This is a genomic window from Pseudomonas fluorescens (assembly GCF_001623525.1).
In the GTDB taxonomy this organism is placed as follows: Bacteria; Pseudomonadota; Gammaproteobacteria; order Pseudomonadales; family Pseudomonadaceae; genus Aquipseudomonas; species Aquipseudomonas fluorescens_Q.
Window position 1 is genome coordinate 5,057,672 of the sequence record NZ_CP015225.1, and the last position, 18,446, is coordinate 5,076,117.

Annotated in this window: 13 protein-coding genes; 11 read left to right on the forward strand and 2 right to left on the reverse strand. The window is 64.6% G+C overall.

From position 1 onward, the window contains the following. Together tssB and tssA are read right to left on the reverse strand one after the other, a co-directional pair. Window positions 1–507: a type VI secretion system contractile sheath small subunit gene (tssB, locus tag TK06_RS21745; protein WP_003177230.1), complete on the reverse strand. Its 507-nt coding sequence runs from the start codon at window positions 505–507 to the stop codon at window positions 1–3. Between the two features lie 81 nt (window positions 508–588). Beyond that, window positions 589–1,632, reverse strand: a complete 1,044-nt coding sequence (gene tssA, locus TK06_RS21750) for a type VI secretion system protein TssA (RefSeq protein ID WP_063323774.1) — start codon at window positions 1,630–1,632, stop codon at window positions 589–591. 415 nt (window positions 1,633–2,047) lie between these two features. Between tssA and tagH the strand changes: the two genes are divergently transcribed. The 11 genes from tagH to TK06_RS21805 all read left to right on the forward strand — a co-directional run bounded on the left by tagH (window position 2,048) and on the right by TK06_RS21805 (window position 18,395). Then, the gene (tagH, locus tag TK06_RS21755) at window positions 2,048–3,547 is read left to right on the forward strand and encodes a type VI secretion system-associated FHA domain protein TagH (protein WP_063323775.1); all 1,500 of its coding nucleotides are present in this window, start codon (window positions 2,048–2,050) and stop codon (window positions 3,545–3,547) included. A gap of 68 nt (window positions 3,548–3,615) precedes the next feature. Then, window positions 3,616–4,122, forward strand: coding sequence for a type VI secretion system lipoprotein TssJ (tssJ, locus tag TK06_RS21760; protein WP_003206918.1), 507 nt, complete (start codon window positions 3,616–3,618; stop codon window positions 4,120–4,122). A 15-nt stretch (window positions 4,123–4,137) separates the two neighbouring features. Then, window positions 4,138–5,472 (forward strand): type VI secretion system baseplate subunit TssK, encoded by a 1,335-nt coding sequence (tssK, locus tag TK06_RS21765; RefSeq protein ID WP_063323776.1) that lies wholly within the window; start codon window positions 4,138–4,140, stop codon window positions 5,470–5,472. 6 nt (window positions 5,473–5,478) lie between these two features. Further along, window positions 5,479–6,789 carry a DotU family type VI secretion system protein gene (locus tag TK06_RS21770; protein ID WP_063323777.1) on the forward strand — a complete coding sequence of 437 codons (1,311 nt, stop codon included), beginning with the start codon at window positions 5,479–5,481 and terminating at the stop codon, window positions 6,787–6,789. After that, on the forward strand, window positions 6,786–10,286 hold the full coding sequence (gene tssM, locus TK06_RS21775; protein ID WP_063323778.1) for a type VI secretion system membrane subunit TssM: 3,501 nt from the start codon (window positions 6,786–6,788) through the stop codon (window positions 10,284–10,286). The genes TK06_RS21770 and tssM overlap by 4 nt, the downstream gene beginning before the upstream one ends. Further along, entirely contained in the window at window positions 10,283–10,936 is a 654-nt protein-coding gene (gene tagF, locus TK06_RS21780; RefSeq protein WP_063323779.1) for a type VI secretion system-associated protein TagF, read from the forward strand. Before tssM ends, tagF begins: the two co-directional genes overlap by 4 nt. Further along, a complete protein-coding gene (locus tag TK06_RS21785) occupies window positions 10,937–11,668 on the forward strand; it encodes a PP2C family protein-serine/threonine phosphatase (RefSeq protein ID WP_063323780.1) in 732 nt (243 codons plus the stop codon). It begins immediately after the preceding gene. Continuing rightward, on the forward strand, window positions 11,665–14,763 hold the full coding sequence (locus tag TK06_RS21790; protein ID WP_063323781.1) for a serine/threonine-protein kinase: 3,099 nt from the start codon (window positions 11,665–11,667) through the stop codon (window positions 14,761–14,763). Before TK06_RS21785 ends, TK06_RS21790 begins: the two co-directional genes overlap by 4 nt. Continuing rightward, entirely contained in the window at window positions 14,763–15,479 is a 717-nt protein-coding gene (locus TK06_RS21795; protein ID WP_063323782.1) for an ABC transporter ATP-binding protein, read from the forward strand. The genes TK06_RS21790 and TK06_RS21795 overlap by 1 nt, the downstream gene beginning before the upstream one ends. Further along, a complete protein-coding gene (locus TK06_RS21800) occupies window positions 15,479–16,675 on the forward strand; it encodes an ABC transporter permease (protein ID WP_063323783.1) in 1,197 nt (398 codons plus the stop codon). Before TK06_RS21795 ends, TK06_RS21800 begins: the two co-directional genes overlap by 1 nt. Beyond that, window positions 16,668–18,395: a formylglycine-generating enzyme family protein gene (locus TK06_RS21805; RefSeq protein ID WP_063323784.1), complete on the forward strand. Its 1,728-nt coding sequence runs from the start codon at window positions 16,668–16,670 to the stop codon at window positions 18,393–18,395. The genes TK06_RS21800 and TK06_RS21805 overlap by 8 nt, the downstream gene beginning before the upstream one ends. The last annotated feature ends 51 nt before the right edge of the window (window positions 18,396–18,446 follow it).

An 18,446-nucleotide genomic window follows, 5' to 3' on the forward strand; every position in this document is an offset into this window, starting at 1 on the left:
TCATTGGTCCTGTGCTGGCTTCGGCGCGCTCGCCAGGGCCTGCAACAGCGCTGGGTCCTTGATCGCCTTCATGATGATTTCTTCGGCGCCGGTCTTGCCGTCCATGTAGGTCAGCAGGTTGGCCAACTGGGTACGCGCTTCGAGCAGCTTGTTCAGCGAATCGACCTTGCGGGCCACGGCCGCCGGGCTGAAGTCGTCCATGCTTTCGAACGTCAGGTCCAGGCTCAGGTTGCCTTCGCCGGTCAGTTCGTTGGGCACATGAAACGCCACGCGCGGTTGCATGGCCTTGAGGCGCGAGTCGAAATTGTCGACGTCGATCTCGAGGAACTTGCGATCGGCCACTGGGGCCAGAGGTTCGGCGGGCTTGCCGGCGAGGTCGGCCATTACCCCCATGACGAAGGGCAACTGGACCTTTTTCTCGGCGCCGTAGAGCTCGACGTCGTACTCGATCTGCACTCGAGGCGCGCGGTTGCGCGCGATGAATTTCTGAGAACTTTGCTTCGCCACGTTGCTGCTCCTGGTCGCTTGAGCGACGGTGTTGGCGTCATCGGGGGTGCCGGTGACGTGACTGCGTGATCCGCTCGCTTTTTATTCGCTGTCTGGGCCGCGCAGGTTTTCAAATTGACTCATGCCGTCGGGAATCAAGTTGCGCACGATGGCCGCGAAGTCGGCGTGCACCAGATTCTTGGCCCGGTTCAACAGCACCGGCAGCGGGCTGGAGGGCTCATGACGGGTGTAGTAAGCGAGAATCCGGTCCAGGCTGCGCAGCACGTCGTCGCGGTTGTTGATGTCGCCGCTGACGGTGCTGGTGCTGTTATTGGTGTTGCGCGGTGAGCTTGTGCCATTTGCATGCTCACTGGGCGCTGCGCTGTTGTCGCTGACGGAATCGGCCTGGGCGCTGTCGCCACTCTGCGGGGCGAACTGGCCGAGAATCTGCAGGGCCATCTTCAACGGTTGCTTCAACGGGCCGAGGTCCACGCCTTGGGCGGAACCGACCTGGTCGCTGACCTGCTGTTCGATGGTTTCGGCGGCGCTGCGGGCTTCCTGCAGGGCGGCACGGATGATTTCCAACTGTTCGGGGTCGCTGTCGAGCAAGGCCCCGGCGAGCTGTTCGGCACCGAGGTTCTCATCCGAGAAACTTTGCAGGCCGCTGGCGTTGGCGGCGGCGCGCAGGCTGACGGCGCCGAAGGTCCGCGAGCGGACCAGGATGCTTTCGCGCAGCAAGCGAATGGTGACGTCGGACGTCAGGCCGGCGAGGGCATTGATGCGCACAGTGGGGTCGTTGTCGTCATCGGCGTCCAGGCGCGGATGCAACTCGGCCCAGTATTGCTTGAGCAGTTCGCTGATCAGCGTCAGCACACGGGCCATGCCCGGCAGGCCTTCGAGGGCCAGGGAGCTTTGCAACAGGAAATGGGTGATGCGCAGGTCTTTGCTGCGTTGCAGCAAGTCCAGGCTCTGCTGCTGGATGCTGCGCCACTCAGGAGGCTCGGCAGGCAAGATCGAATCGCCCATGCTGCGCTCGGGCTGGCCCCGGGAGTCGCGTTCCAGGCGCAAGAAATCCGCGTCATATTCCAGATCTTCACCGCACGGCGAAGTCGCGGAAACGGCGGCGAGCAACAAAGGCACATCCACTTGGATCGATCTCCCTATCACCCGCTGAAGAAGTCGGGCAGTTCACACGCAACTTTCGGATGAAACTCGCATGTTCCTTGACGGTAATGGCCTTTTAAATCCTAAGTGATTTTAAAGTGCCATCATCTATATTCAAGAAGTTGTGCATTTTTGGTGTAGTACTTATCGCTTGTCAAGGTAAGCTATTTCACCAGTGTAGCCCCTCTGTAACAGTTGTGATGCGCTTAACAGCCTGCTCGACCCATCGGTCGAAGCGGCAACTGACGTGGGGTTTTTGTCATGCAAGCCGGTTATGATCAGCAATCATGCTGGCAAAAAGCCGTTTCGCGGTGGTTGGCAAGGTTGTTGGTGGGTAGTCAGGGCCTCAATCCTCACTTCACCCGCCCGCGCGCGAAGTATTCAGCAAGGAGGCAAGATGCCGCTGTGTTTGACTATCACTAGTTATCACAAGATTACCCCGGGCCAGTGTTCTGAAAAGTCCATGGATCAGGGGGTGATGGCAATTGGCCGTAATTCCGATAATGACTGGGTATTGCCGGACCCTGAGCGTCTGGTTTCCGGCAAACATTGCGTTATCCAATACAAAGATGGGCGTTATTACTTAACCGATAACAGCACTAATGGTGTGGAATTGGTCAAGGCCGGTGTTCGCCTGCGCAAGGGCAACAGCGAACCCCTGCAAGACGGCGAAGTGATCCGCATCGGTGATTATGAAATCCAGGCGCGCGTCGATTTCAGCCTGCCAGTCACCGACAGCAACCCGTTCGCCGAATCGCCCAGCACTTTCGAGGCCTTGATGGGGCGCCAGGGCGCCGCGGTGCATGCGCCATCGCCGCTTCATACGCCATCGCCGATTCCAGTGGCTGCGCCTGCGCATTTCCAGGGCGGGTCGGCCATGGACACCCTGCCGGACCTGTTCGATTTCTTGAGCCCGAGCAGTGTCCCGCCGGCCACCCAGCCTGACCATGTGCCGGCCGAGCAGCACAACTTCCGCCCGCCGACGCCAATTCCCCGGCCGAGCCCGCCGCCCGTGGTGGCGCCGGTGATACCGCCGTCTGCCTCAATGATTCCGGACGACTGGGACCCCTTTAGCGACAAGCCGGTGGCGGTGGCCCCGCAGCCCGTGACCCCGCCGCCTGTGCCGCTACCGCCAGTGGTTGAGCCGGTCGCGACGCCTGCCCCGCAGGCTCCGCTCGCCGACATCTTTGCTGAAATCAGCGCACCGCCGCCGGCCCCCGTGCCTGAAGCGTCGGTCACCCGCGTCGAGCCCCCGGTCGCACCTCCGGTTGCTCCGGTTGCTCCGGTTGCTCCGGCCGAGGCCGCCCAACCCGACTTGCTGCAAGCCTTCCTGCGCGGTGCCGGGCTGGACCAGTTGCGCCTGGACAAGGCCAACGCCGAAGCACAGATGGAAAGCATCGGGCGCAGTTACCGGTTGATGGTCGAAGGCCTGATCGATGTCTTGCGCGCCCGCAGCAGCCTCAAGGGTGAGTTCCGCATCCAGCAGACGATGATCCAGCCGGTGGAAAACAACCCGCTGAAATTCGCCCCCAACGTCGATGAGGCCCTGTTGTTGCTGTTGCGCCACGGCAATCAGGCGTTCATGGCCCCGGACGCGGCGGTGCGTGACAGTTTCGATGATTTGCGGGCCCACCAACTGGCGGTGATGGCCGGTGTGGAAGCGGCCATCAAGCATTTGCTGGGGCGCTTCGAGCCGGCGCAACTGGAAGAACGCATGGCCAAGCCCGGTGGGCTCTCGGGTATTTTCAGTGGCTCGCGACAGGCCCAGTACTGGCAGCAATTTACCGAGCTCTACAGCAACATTTCCCGGGAAGCCCAGGAAGATTTCCAGGACCTGTTCGGTCGCGAGTTCAGCCGCGCCTACGAAGAACACAGTACGCGACAGCGACGCCGCTAAGCGGCGCCGTCCCATAACAAGATTGATCGGCACACAACGGATAGCTCAAACGTCATTGAGGACGCAGGATGATTCCCAGGTTTTTACTCGCAGTCGCCACCGTGCTTCTGCTGACGGCGTGCGCCAAGGATGCGGCCAACCCCCAGCCCGAAGAAGCTGAGGCCGACACCGCCGCCATCGAGTTGCACTTTCACGCCATTGCCGGCCTCAACCCCGGCGCCACCGGCCAGCCGGCCCCGGTCCGGGTGCGCATTTTCGAACTGAAAAATGCCGCGACCTTCGGTCGTGCCGATTATTTCGCCTTGGCCGAACGGGCCCAGGCAACGCTGGGCGCCGACCTGATCGACCAGGACGAGGTGCTGATCCAGCCCGGCCAGCAACTGAGCCTGCAACGCGACCTCGACCCAGCCACGCGGCATATCGGAATACTGGTGGGCTATCGCGAACTGGACCAGTCGCTGTGGCGCACGGTGATGAATGTCCCGGCGCGCGAATACACCGAATACCAGATCAGCCTCGATGTGCGCGCCGTGCGCAGCGCCGTCGTCGTCCCCCCATCCAGCCCTGCCCAATAAGCAATCGGAGCCCCCATGTCCTGGAACAATCGCGTGGTCTGGTCGGAAGGCATGTTCATTGGAACGCAGCACTTCCAACAGCATGACCGTTACCTGGAAAACCTCATCGACGCACGCAGCCGCCCGTTGTCGGCCGGCGCCTGGGGTTTTTCCGAATTGCTGATCGACCAGGGCCTGCTGGCCCAGGGCAAGCTGGCGATCATCTCGGCGCGCGGTCTGTTGCCGGACGGTACGCCCTTCAACATCCCCCAGGATGACCTGGCGCCAACCCCGCTGAACGTCGATGACAACCTGCGCGATGGCCTGGTGTACCTGGCCCTGCCGCTCAAGCGCGCCGGCGCCCGGGACACCGTGGACGAAGGCGAAGACCTCGGCGCTGCGCGTTATGTGAGCCAGGTGTGCGAAGTGCGCGACGACAACGCACCGTTCGAAAACCGCGCACCGGTGGCCCTTGGCTCGCGGGCGCTGCGGCTGCTGACCGAACAGGATGGCATCGGCGACTACGCCGCCATCGGCGTGGTGCGCATCAAGGAAAAACGCGCCGACCGTGCCCTGGTGCTCGACGACACCTACATCCCGCCACTGCTGGATGTCATCGCCTCCAAACCGCTGGCGGCGTTTCGCAGTGAACTGCTGGGCCTGCTGCATCAACGCGGCGAAGCCTTGGCCGGGCGGGTGGTGGCGTCCGGCGCCGGTGGCGCCTCGGAAATTGCCGATTTCATGCTGTTGCAACTGGTCAACCGCGCCCAACCGCTGATCCAGCACCTGAGCCAGTTGAGCCCACTGCATCCCGAGCGTTTCTACAGCGAGCTGGTAAGCCTGGCCGGGGAGTTCTCCACGTTCACCGCGTCCGGGCGACGACCGCAGCCATACCCGCCATACCAGCACGACGACCTGGCGCTCAGCTACGCGCCGGTGATGCAGGCCCTGCGCGAAGCCCTGTCGATGCTGATCGACAGCAAGGCGACGCCGATTCCGATTGTCGAGAAAGCCTACGGCATCCACGTGGCGATGCTGGCCGACAAGACCCTGCTCGACAGTGCCAGCTTCATCCTGGTGGTGCGCGCCGACGTGCCGGCCGAGACCCTGCGCGGCCGCTTCGGTCAGCAGAGCAAGGTCGGTTCGGTGGAGCACATCCGCGATCTGGTCAACCTGCAACTGCCGGGCATCGGCCTGCTGCCGTTGCCGGTGGCGCCACGGCAGTTGCCGTACCACGCCGGCTCCACTTACTACGAGCTCGACCGCGGCAGCGATCACTGGCAGCAGTTGAGCAACTCTGGCGGCTTCGCATTCCACATCGCCGGCCAGTTCCCAGGGCTGAACCTGGCCTTCTGGGCGATTCGAGGATAAATCGCGATGAGTAACGACGATCGTACCCAGTTCATGCCGACGCCCGGTGGCCGTGGTGGAGATCCCTTCCGCCCGGACGCTGGCCGGCCACAGCCGACGCCTGCGCCTGCACCGCTGTCGATGCCAGCCGCGCCGGTCCTGACCGGCAAGGCCGAGGGCCTCAACCCGCTGGAAAGCGCCGCCGGCCCGCTGTTGGCGCTGCTGACGCGCCTGCGCAACACCATTGCTCACCCGGCGCCGGCCAGTTTGCGCGCACAACTGCTGGCTTACCTGCGCCAGTTCGAAGAGCGCGCCGAGGCCGCCGGTGTGGTGCGCAACGATGTGTTGCTGGCCCGCTACGCCTTGTGCACCGCGCTGGACGAAGCGGTGTTGAGCACGCCGTGGGGCGGCACCAGCGATTGGGGCAAGCAAAGCCTGTTGATCACCGTGCACAACGAAGCCTGGGGCGGCGAGAAGGTGTTCCAGTTGCTGGAGCATTGCCTGCAAAGCCCGCGCGAGCGCCTGTATCTGCTGGAGCTTTTGTACCTGTGCATGTGCCTGGGTTTCGAAGGGCGCTACCGGGTGATGAACGACGGTCGCAGTCAACTGGAAGCGTTGCGTGAGCGCACCGCCGCCGTCATCCGCAGTGCCCGTGGCGATTACGAGCGCGAGCTGTCGCCGCACTGGCGCGGTGTCACCGTGGCCCGTGATCGACTGGCGCAATTCATGCCGCCATGGATCGCCGTGGCCATCGGCGCGGCCTTGCTGCTGGCGCTGCTGTTCGGCCTGCGCATGAAACTGGCCTCCGATGCCGAGCCGGTGTTCAAGAACATTCACTTCCTCGGTGAAATCCCGGTACAGACCATCGACCGCCCCGTGGTGCAGCCGAAAGTGGTCGAGCGCCCACGCCTGGCAGGCTTTTTGGCCGATGAAATCCGCGCCAATCGAATTGCCGTGGAAGACGCCGTCGACCGCTCGGTGGTGACTATCCGCGGCGACGAGCTGTTCGCCTCGGGCAGCGCCAGCATCAAGGACGATTTCCAGCCGCTGATGCTGCGCATCGCCGATGCGGTGCGCAAGGTCAAGGGCCAGGTCCTGGTCACCGGGCACAGCGATAATCGCCCGATTGCCACCCTCCGGTTCCCGTCCAACTGGGCGTTGTCCGAAGCGCGGGCCCAATCGGTGCTGCAAATTCTTTCGGCCAAGACCGGCCAGCCCGAGCGCTTCAGCGCCGAAGGCCGCAGCGACACCGAGCCGTTGGCATCCAACGCCACCCCAGAGGGGCGTGCGCGCAACCGTCGGGTTGAAATCACAGTATTGGCGGAGGGGGTCGAGTGAAGGCGTTTTTCAGTTTTATGACCCGCTGGGTCATCCCATTGCTGGGGCTGATCGCCCTGAGCCTGATCATCTGGTTCGTTGGCCCGCTGCTCGATTGGCTGGTGCCCGAAGGCCGCCGCTGGGCCTTGATCATCCTAGTGTTCGCGGTGTGGATCGCCTACCGGGTTTTCCGCATCATCCAGGCGCGCCGTCAGGCCGCCGAAGTGATGCGCAGCCTGGCCGCACAAACCCCACCGGACCCGACCAGCATCGCCACTGCCGAAGAGCTCGAAACCCTGCGCCAGCGCATGGACGAAGCCTTGGCCCTGCTCAAGAAAGCCAAGCTGGGCGGTGACGAACGGCGCAACCTCTATGAACTGCCGTGGTACGTGATCATCGGCCCGCCGGGTTCGGGCAAGACCACCGCGCTGGTCAACTCCGGGCTGCATTTCCCACTGGCTGCGCAACTGGGCGCCGGTGCGGTGCGCGGTGTCGGCGGTACGCGCAATTGCGATTGGTGGTTCACCGACCAGGCGGTCCTGCTCGACACCGCCGGGCGCTACACTACCCAGGACAGCGACGCGACCATCGACAAGGCCGCCTGGTTGGGCTTCCTGGGCCTGTTGAAAAAACAACGGGCCCGGCGCCCGATTGACGGCGCGTTCATCGCCATCAGCCTGTCCGACCTGCTGTTGGGCAGCGACGCCGAGCGCGCCGCCCATGCCGCCGCAATCCGGTTGCGGATCCAGGAGCTCTACACCCAACTGGGCGTGCGCTTCCCGATCTACCTGATGCTGACCAAGCTCGACCTCGTGCCCGGGTTCATGGAGTATTTCGACACCCTGAGCAAGGAAGAACGCGCCCAGGTCTGGGGCATGACCTTCGCACTGGACGATGGCAAGAGCAGCGACAGCCCGCTGGCGCACCTGCAAAGCGAATTCACCGGCCTTGAGCAGCGCCTCAACGACCGCTTGGTGGAGCGGCTGCAACAAGAGCGCGACCCGGCGCGGCGCGATCTGATCTACGGCTTCCCGCAGCAGTTCGGCGCCTTGAAAGATTGCCTGCAGAGCTTCCTCGAAGGCGTGTTCAAACCCAACGCCTTCGAAGAGCGCGTGTTGCTGCGCGGTGTGTATTTCACCAGCGGCACCCAGGAAGGCAGCCCGATCGATCGCCTGATCGGCTCCATGGCCCAGAGCATGAACCTGGACCGTCAGCACCTGGCGCGCCAGACCGGCACCGGGCGCAGCTACTTCATCGAAAAGCTCTTCACCGCCGTGGCCTTCGCCGAGCGCGGGCTGGTGGGCGTCGATCCGAAAGTCGAGCGGCGGCGCAAGTGGATCGCCCGCGGCGTCCTGGCCTCCACCGTGGTGTTGGTGCTGGTGGTCAGCACGTTGTGGTGGGTCAGCTACCGCGCCAACCAGGCCTACATTGCCCAGGTCGATCAGAAGGTCGCGCCGTTGGGACAAACCGTGCAGAACCTCAGCCCGGCGCAACGGGATGTGCTCGCCGTGTTGCCATTGCTCAACGCCGTGAAGCATCTGGCCGACGACGCCCCGAGCTGGGCCGAAGGCCTGGGCCTGTACCAGGGCGACATGCTCGAAGCCGAGTCCGGCAGCGTCTACCGCAAGCTGCTGATCGCGGTGTTCGCGCCACGCTTGCTGACGCGCATCGAAGAGCAGCTGCACAGCGGCGGCAATTCGGATTTCCTCTACGAAGGCTTGAAGGCCTACCTGATGCTCGCCGACACCGAGCATTACGATGCCGACTTCATCAAGGCCTGGATCGCCCTGGATTGGGACCGCAGCCTGCCGCGCGATTTGCCGGCCGAGCAGCGCCAGGCCCTGACCGCGCATTTGCAGGCACTGTTCGAACGGCGTCCGCCCCTCGCGCGCCTGGACCAGCGTCTGGTCGAAGACCTGCGTCGCCAGTTGCAGCAATTGCCGGTGGCCCAGCGGGTCTATGACCGGATCAAGCGCCAGAAACTGCCCGACGGCATCCCGGACTTCCGCATCAACGAAGCCGCCGGCCGTGACGCGGCGCTGGTGTTCAGCCGCAAGAGCGGCAAGCCGTTGGGCGAGCCGCTGAGCGGGTTTTTCACCGTCAAGGGCTACCGCCAGGGCTTCTTGCTCACCAGCCTGAGCCAGACCGGCACCCTGGCCGAAGAGCAGTGGGTGCTGGGCTTTGAGCAGGCCGATCAGCAGAACGTCGCCAGCCTGGCCGCCGATGTACGTCGCCTGTACTTCCAGGATTACCTGCGCCAATGGGACGCCTTGCTGGCCGACATCGACTTTGTGCCGATCACCAGCGTGGCCCAGGCCGCCGATGTGCTGCGGGTGATTTCCGGTCCGACCTCGCCGCTGAAAAAACTGCTGGTGGCGGTGGCGAAGGAAACCGACCTGCAACAGGATGAACGCCTGCTGGCCGCCCAAGGTGCGCCGGTAGAAGGCGGCGTGGACAAACTCAAGGAGCGCCTGGGCAGCTTGCTCGGCCAGGAGCAGTCGACGCAAAACGCACCGGCGCAAAGCGATGACCCGATCACCGCGCACTTCGCCGAGCTCAACAGCATCGTCAGCAAAAGCGAAGGCGAGCCGGCGGCCATCGATGGCTTGCTGGCCGACATGAACGCTTTGTACGTGCAGGTCAGCGCCATGGTCGGTGCCAGCGGTGACGCCTTGCTCGGCGAAGCCAAGAACCAGGCCACGGCCGCCGCTACGCGCGTCAGCCTCAACGCCGAACGCCAGCCGCCGCTGGTGCAGGGGTTGGTCAAGTCGGTGGTCAACTCCACCACCAACAGCATGATGGGCGGGGTGCGCAACCAACTGAACGCCGCCTGGACCAGCGAAGTGGTGAACATCTATCGCCAGTCCCTGGCCGGGCGCTATCCGATGTCGCCGGGCAGTGCGCGAGACGCGACCCTGGACGATTTCGGCCAGTTCTTCGGCGTCGGCGGGGTGATGGACAACTACTTCCGCAAGTACCTGCAACCCTACGTCGACACATCGACGCCGACCTGGCGCTGGCAGCCGGGCGCGGCGCAGAAGCTCGGCATCGCCCCCGGCGTGCTGCAGACCTTCCAGCGCGCGGCGACCATCCGCGATGCGTTCTTCCGTTCCGGCGGCACCCAGCCGATGGTGCGTTTCGAGCTCAAACCGGTGGCGATGGACTCGACCATCACCCAGTTCCTGCTCGACCTCGACGGCCAACAGTTGAGCTACGACCACGGCCCAAGCCGCCCGACCGCCATGCAGTGGCCGAACCCGGGCAGCATTGGCGTGGTGCGGATTTCCATCATGCCGCCGTCGTCCAGCGGTCGCTCCGGCATCACCCTGGACGGGCCGTGGGCCTGGTTCCGACTGCTGGAACAATCGGACCTGACCGCCGGCAACTCGCCGGATCGCTTCAACCTGCGGTTGCGGGTCGATGGCGCCAGCGCCTCTTATGAGCTGCGGGCCAACAGCGCCTTCAACCCATTCAAGAGCCGGGTGCTCAGCGGCTTCAGCCTGCCGGAGCGGCTATGAGTACACCGGGCTTCTATGGAAAGTTGGCCAGCCGCGGGGATTTCGTCAGCCGTGGCTTGCCCCAGAGTTTTATCGGCCCGTGGGATTCGTGGTTGGCGGCGGGTTTGCTCGCCAGCCAGACCAGCCTCGGCGAGCGCTGGCTGGATGCTTATCTGGTCAGCCCGCTGTGGCGCTTCATGGTCGCGCCGGGTGTGTGTGGCCCGGACGCCGCCGTCGGGGTGGTGATGCCGAGTATTGACCGGGTCGGCCGTTATTTCCCGCTGACCGTCGCGGTGCTGCTGGAGCCCGACGCAGACCCGGCGTCCGTGGTGGGCGGTGCGGACGAGTGGTTCGAGCGGGTCGAGAACCTGTTGCTGAGCACGTTGAGCGTGGAGGCCAGTTTCGAGGCGTTCAACGAACAGCTGGAAACCCTCGGTAGCCCGATGCACCTGCCGCGCACGCCGAGCAGCCGTTTCGCCAGCCTGCATCGCTTCGACGCCACCGACCCGCAGCGGCGCATGAGCGCCCTGGCCGAGGCGGCCTGCGAAGGCGCGAGCCTGTGGTGGGGCCAGGGATCGGAACGCATTGCCCCGGGTTTGATGCGCTGCCAGGGATTGCCGGCGGCGGCTGATTTTGCGCAATTTTTGCTCGGCCAAGAAGGTGTTGTGTAGATGCGTCCAAGTGCCGGAAAAGCAATCAAGTCTGCAAGCAAGAGCCATGTCGGGATGGTCCGCCAGGTCAACGAAGACGCCTGCCTGGACCTGCCGGAAAACGGCCTATGGGTGGTGGCCGACGGCATGGGCGGGCACGCGGCGGGCGACTACGTCAGCAGCCTGATCGTCGACAGCCTGCGCGGCATTGCCGTCGGGCGTTCGCTGGACGAATACGTCGCGGCGCTGCAAAGCGACCTGCTGCGGGTCAACGCCGCCGTGCGTGAAGAAACCGCCAACCGTGGCGTGACGATGATGGGCAGCACCGTGGTGGTGTTGGTCGCCCGCGACCTGCGCGGCATGTGCCTGTGGGCCGGTGACAGCCGTTTGTACCGCTTGCGCGACGGCGTGCTCGAAGGCATCTCCCGGGACCACAGCTACGTCCAGGATCTGCAGGACAGCGGCCTGCTCAGCGAAGCCGAGGCGCGGGTGCATCCACGGGCCAACATTGTCACCCGGGCCATTGGTGTCGAGGCGCAACTGAACCTGGCGCTGACCGAGCTGCTGCTGGTGCCCGGCGACAGTTACCTGTTGTGCAGCGACGGGCTGACTAAGACCGTCGAGGACGAGGAAATCCGCGAAGTCTTGAGCCACGACGAGCCCGGCGAAATCGCCAGCAGCCTGGTGTCCCTGGGCCTGATGCGCGGCGCGCCGGACAACATCACCGTGGTGGTCGTGAAGGTGCCGTCATGAGCTTGACCCTGAACATTGTCATCCCCGGCTACGACATCGAAGGGCCGATCGGTGAAGGCGCGATGGCCAGCGTGTACCTGGCGACCCAGCGTTCGCTGGAACGCAAGGTGGCGTTGAAAGTGATGGCCGCCGCGCTGGCCGCCGACCCGACCTTCTGCGAGCGTTTCCTGCGCGAAGGCAAGACCCTGGCGCGCCTGTCGCACCCGCACACCGTCACCATCCATGACATCGGTAACGTCGGTGAGCTGTATTACATGGCGATGGAGTACCTGCCCAACGGCACGCTCAAGGAACGCATCGCCGCGGGCCTGACGCCGGAGCAGGGCCTGACCTACATCCGCCAGATCGCCTCGGCCCTGGGCTATGCCCACGGCTTGGGCCTGGTGCACCGTGACGTCAAGCCGGCCAACATCCTGTTCCGCGCCGATGGCACGGCGGTGCTCTCGGACTTCGGTATCGCCAAGTCCCTGGACGACCGCACCCAATTTACCCAGGCCGGTTTTGCGGTCGGCACGCCCAGCTACATGAGCCCGGAACAGGCCCGTGGGCAGGATATCGATGGCCGCGCCGACCTGTACGCCCTGGGCGTGGTGCTCTACGAAATCCTTGTCGGCAAACTGCCGTATACCGGCAACGATGCACTGTCCACGGCCCTGGCGCACCTGACCGAACCGCTGCCGGAACTGCCGGTGCACCACGGCCGTTACCAGGACGTGCTGCGCAAGCTGCTGGCGAAGGATCCGGCGGAGCGTTTCCCGGATGCGGCGGCGTTGCTGCGGGCGCTGGATAACCTGCCAGACGAGTCGGCGGAAGCGACGTTGATTCGGCCGTTGTCGTTGCAACTGCCGGAGACGCCGAAACCGGTGGGCGACTTGGCGGGTTTGACGCCCATGTCCATCGACATTCCCAGCGGCCCGGCTTATTCACCACCGCCGCCACAATCGCAGCCCAAGCCCGTTGCGCCGCCGATAAAACCGACGGTTCAATCCTCGGTGTCGGAGCAACGCAAGGGCCCGGTGTTCGCCCTGGCCGCCGTTGCGGTCGCCGTGGCGCTGGCGTTGGGTGGCGCGGGTTATTGGTGGTTGTCCGGTGATGACGGCAAAGCAGTGAAGACGCCAGTGGCCACCACCACCTCGGTCAAGCCACCGGAAGTGAAGCCGCCGCAGGCCCCGGAAGTACCAGCGGTCAAACCACCTGTTGTCCCTGCGGCTCAGCCACCCGTGGCGACCGAGGCTGATGGCGGCCAGCGTCCGCTGTTGATGGCGGGCAAGAAAACCCTGTTCCAGCGCGTGCTCAGCAAACCGGGGGCGAAGCTCGCCGACGCGCCGGGCGCGGCACCGGGCAAGGCACTGCCGGCGTTTTCCGTGCTGTACGTGTATCAGCGCAAGGACGTCGACGGCGGTTCGTGGGTACGGGTCGGTGCGGCCACTGACGGGCGCAGCGACGGCTGGTTGCCCGCCGCCCAGGTCAGCGACTGGAAGCAAAGCCTGGTGCTCAAGTTCACCGAACGTTCTGGCCGTGCGCCCGTGATGTTCCTGCGTCAGCCAGGCGACGTGGAAAAGCTCCTGGCTAACCCATCGGCGTCCAAGAACGTGTTGCTCAAGGCCCAGCAGAGCCCGCAGGAGGACCAGCAAGTACTGGCCCTGGAGCCGGCCGCCAGTGCCGTGCCGCAAAGCCAGTTCTACCTGTTGCCGATCTTCGATTCCCGCGAGAGCCTCGATGAGAACGGCCAGCCGGTGCAGTTGCTGAATGTGGCGTCGATCGATCCGGGCAACACCCCCAAGGCGTCGAGCAACACGCCGATCACCACCGCCAACGCCGACGCGTTCCGCACCGCCGTGGTGCTGGTAGTGGACACTACGGTGTCGATGCAGCCTTACATCGACCAGGTGCGCGACGTGGTCCACGAGCTGCAAACCCGCATTGCCGAGCGCGGCGAGTTGGACAGCGTCAGCTTCGGCATGGTGGGGTTCCGCAGCAGCATCAAGAAAACCCCGGGCCTGGAATACGTCGCCAAGACCTTGATCACCCTGGAGCAGGGCCGCGACCCGCAACGCTTCATGGAACTGGCGCGTCAGGTCAAGGCATCGACGGTGTCGAGCCATTCGTTCAACGAAGATGCGTTTGCCGGGGTCATGGAAGCCGTCGAAGGCATGGACTGGTCCGGGTACGGCGGGCGTTTGATCCTGTTGGTCACCGACGCCGGGGCCCTGCGCAAGAACGACCCGTTTGCCGCCACGCAAATGAACGAGGCCGAAGTGCGCCAGGCCGCACTGGGCAAGCAGATCAAGATCTACGCCTTGCACCTGCTCAGCGACGCCGGCAAGAAAACCCATGCCGGCGCCCAGAGCCAATACCGCACCCTGACCGCCGACGCCAACCCGCAGATCGGCGATCTGTACATTCCGGTGCCGGGCGCCGATGTGCGCAAGTTCGGCGAGCGCGTCGACGAGATCGGTTCGGTGTTTGCCGACCTGGTGCATCAGGTGCGCAGCAACAAGGCGCAAAGCGTGCCGCTGTTGAGCGCAGCGCCGAGTCTGGCGGATAAATCGGCGGCGGTCGGCTATGCGATGCACATGGACTTTTTGGGGCGCAAATCCGCCAGCCAGGCGCCGCAACTGGTCAGCGCCTGGACCGCCGACCGCGACCTGACCAACCCGGCGCTGCCGGCGTTCCAGGTGTGCGTGATGCTGACCAAGCTGCAACTCAACGACCTGCAGCAATCGCTGAAGCTGATCGTCGACGCGGCCCGCAAGACCCAGAGTTCGCCCAAGGACTTCTTCCAGGAAATCGCCAGCGCCAGCGCCTACATGAGCCGCGACCCGTCGGCCCTGCGCAAGGGCGGCAACCTGGCCGACGGCGGGATTCTGGGCGAGTACCTGGAAGGGCTGCCGTACCGCAGCAAGTCGCTGAACATGACCCAGGATCTGTGGCTGTCGTTGAGCGTGGCCGAGCAGGAAGACTTCATCGACGAGCTGGATTCGAAAATCCGCCTCTACGAAACCTTCCACAACGACCTGGCGAACTGGGTGCGTTTCGGCGATGCCGAGCCGGGTGATGCCTTGTACCGTGTTCCGTTGTCGACGCTGCCGTGATGCTGAACATGAGCGCGGTGCACAAAAGCCGGGGCGCTGGTAGTCAGCGCTACAGCCTGGTGATTCCACGGCTGCACTTGCGCGGCGGTGAACAACTGGCGGTGGTCGGTCCCAGCGGTTGCGGCAAGAGTACGTTGCTGGACCTGCTGGCGCTGGTTTTGGCACCGGATCAGGCCGGGCGCTTCGACTTCACGCCCGCCAACACACCGCTGGACATCGCCAAATTGTGGCGTGGGTCGCAACAAGGCACCTTGGCCGAGCTGCGCAGTCGTCACCTGGGTTATGTTCTGCAAACCGGCGGCCTGTTGGGCTTCCTGGACGTGCGCGGCAACATTGAGTTGTCGCGAAAACTGTTGGGTTTGAAGGATGACGGCAGCGTGACGCGCCTGGCTGGGCAGTTGGATATTGCCGATCAACTGGACAAAAAACTGGCGGACTTGTCCGTCGGCCAGCGCCAGCGAGTCAGTTGCGCCCGCGCTCTGGCCCATGGCCCGCGCCTGCTGCTGGCCGATGAACCGACCGCCGCCCTCGACCCGCTGAACGCCGAGCGCGTCATGCAGTTGCTGGTGGCCCAGGCCCGTGAACACGGTGTGTGCTGTGTCGTCGCCACCCACGACGAAACGCTGGCCCGCGCCAGCGGTTTGCAGGTGCGGCGCATCAGTTGCCGGCGCGACGACGACGGCGGTGTCACCGCCACCCTTGGGGAGGCTTGCTGATGCGTGGCGCGCTGGTGGCTTCCCTGGCCTGGCAGGATTACCGCAACGATGCCTGGCTGTCGGCCTGCTCGGTGCTCGCGCTGGTGGCCGTGGTGGCGCCGCTGCTGGTGTTGTTCGGCCTGAAGTTCGGCCTGGTCAGCAGCCTGACCGAGCGCTTGCAGAACGACCCGGCCACCCGCGAAATCATCCCCTTGGGCGGCGGTCGCTTCAGTGCCGAATTCATCGAGCAGTTGAGCCAGCGCGGCGACGTGGCCTTTGCCTTGCCGCGCACCCGGCAAATCGCCGCCACGGCGGATTTGAGCAGCGATGCTTCGGTTGTCACGGTCGAGATGATTCCCACCGCGGCCAACGATCCCTTGTTCGAGCATTTGCCGGTGCCGCAAGGCCTGGATCAAGTGGTGCTCAGCCAGACCGCCGCTGAAAAGCTCGGCGCCAAGGCCGGCGATTGGGTGCAGGCCAGTTTCGGTCGGCAGGTGGCCGGTCGCAGCGAGGCGCAGCGCACTCGCGTGCAGGTATTGCATGTGCTGCCCCTGGAAGCCTTCGCCCGCGACGGTCTGTTTGCACCCCTGGCCTTGCTGGAGGCCGCCGAGGATTACCGCGATGGCCGTGCCGTGCCTGCGTTCGGCTGGCCGGGCGATGCGGTGAGTGTGGCCGGGCAACGGGTCTACCCGGCGTTTCGTTTGTATGCCCGCAGCCTCGGCGACGTCGAGCCGCTGCGGCGGTATTTTGCTGGGCAGAACCTGCTGGTCTCGACCCAGGCCCAGACCATCGCACAAGTGCAATCGCTGAGCCGCAATCTGTCGATCGTGTTCTGGATCATCGCCGGGTTGGCCTTGGCCGGTGCGTTCGCGGCGATCTTTGCCGGCGCCCTGGCGGCGGTCGAGCGTAAGCGCCGGGAGTTGTCGGTGTTGCGCCTGCTGGGGGTTTCCACCGCGGCGCTGTTGCTGTTCGTGGTGTTGCAGGCCCTCTACAGCGCCACGTTCGCGGCCCTGCTGAGTGCCGGCCTGTATGGCCTGGCGCAGTCGGGCCTGAATTATTTATTTGCACAGATGCCCGGCGAATACGCCAGCCATCTGTTGGTGCGTCACTACACTTTGGCCCTGGTGGCCGTGCTCGGCGTCAGCGCCGTCGCGGCGGCTTGTGGTGGCTGGCGGGTGGCGCGCATCCAGGCGTGTGAAGGAATTCGCGATGTATAAGTTATTGGGCGCCGCCGTGGCGCTGAGCCTGGCCGGTTTGGTCTGGGCTGATGAAAGCACGGACAAACTGGACAACCCCAAGCCGTTGCCCGACGACGTCAGCCTGCCGCTGCCGTGCGAAGGCCAGATGGTGTTCCGCTACGTCTACATCCTCGCCCAGGGCACCCTGGACGACCGTGAGATCAGCCTCGGTTATCCGTTCAGCGAAGGCGAGGCGGGTTACCAGCAGTCGTTCATTTCCGGCTACCGGCGCGACTTCATCAACGGCCAGTTCACCCTCAAGGACTTGCCCAAGGACTGGAACACCACCATCACGCCGTTGATGCCCAAGACCGACGCCAAGACGCCGCTCAAGCCGATGCTGTACTTCATCGGCAAGTACGAGGTCACGGCCCGGCAGTACGCCCAAGTCATGGCCCAGGCGCAATCGCTGGCCAGCGGCGAACCGGCCCCGGCCTGCGAAACCTTGCAAGCCGATTTGCCCCAAGGCGTGGCCGGGCGTTTGCCCAAGGTGAAACTGTCGAAATTCGAGGCCGAGCGTTTCTCGGCGGTGTACAGCGCCTGGCTGATGAAGTACCACAAGGACCTGCTGCCGGTGAGCGGTCGCGGCACCTCCGCCGAAGACGGCGGGCTGGGTTTCGTGCGCTTGCCGACGGAAGTCGAATGGGAATTCGCCGCCCGCGGCGGCCAGGCCGTGAGCCGTCAGGACTTGGAAGGGCGCCTGTTTCCGCGGCGCCTGGAAGGCAGTGAAAGCGACGGGCCGCTGGCCGATTGGGCGGTGTTCAACCAGGTCGCCGGCGGCACTGGCCAGGCAGCGCGGCTGATGCCCATCGGCACCAAGTTGCCGAACCCTATCGGTTTGTTTGACGTGGTGGGCAACGCCGCCGAGATGGTCCAGGAATCCTTCCAGTTGGTGCACGCCGGTCGCCGCCAGGGCGCCTATGGCGGCTTCGTGGTCAAGGGCGGCAACTACCTGGAAGGCGAGGGCACGCTGTTCACCGGCATGCGCCGCGAGTACCCGTTGTTCGCCGCCGACGGCACTGAGCAAAGCAACGAAACCACCGGTTTTCGCGTGGCCGTCGGCGCCTTGTCGGCGCCACGTTCGCGCTACAAGGAATTGTTTGCCCAGTGGCAAAAAGAAGGCCGGCTCGCGTCGCTGACCGATGCCATCGACGACGCCGACGACCCGACCAAGCGCCTGGACAGCATCATCGCCGCCAGCGTCGATCCGCGCCTGCAAGCCGAACTGGGCCTGGTCAACGAAGAACTCAAGCGCAACGTCTCGCTCATCGCCCAGCAGCGCGAGGAAGCGGCAGGCAACCTGATCCAGTCGTCAGCCTTGGTGGCCGAGACCGTCAACAACTACAACATCCGCCTGACCAATCTGCAGAACAGCCGGCAAGCCGCGTTGGACGCCAAGGACGAGGCCAGCGCCCAGCTGTTTGCCACAGCCATCGACAATGGTCGCAGCGCCTTGGACGGCGCGGTGGCGATTTACATCGACAACCTGGCCACCGGCACGCGTTACACCGATGCGGTGATCCAGGCGCAGTTCCAGCGCATCAAGGAAGAATTGGAGCGCAAGCCGGTCCTAGGCAAGAGCCTGGTGGCGCGTGCAACGTTATTCGTTCGTCATGTCGGGGATTATCGTCAGCAAAAACGAGCCGACCCGGCGGCGATATTGAAGGAATTGCTCGCATCGAACGCTCAGCGGTCTTGAGTGTTCGTTGTCAGCGAGCTTGGAAGGGACTCAGGCGGCGATAGCGCCGCG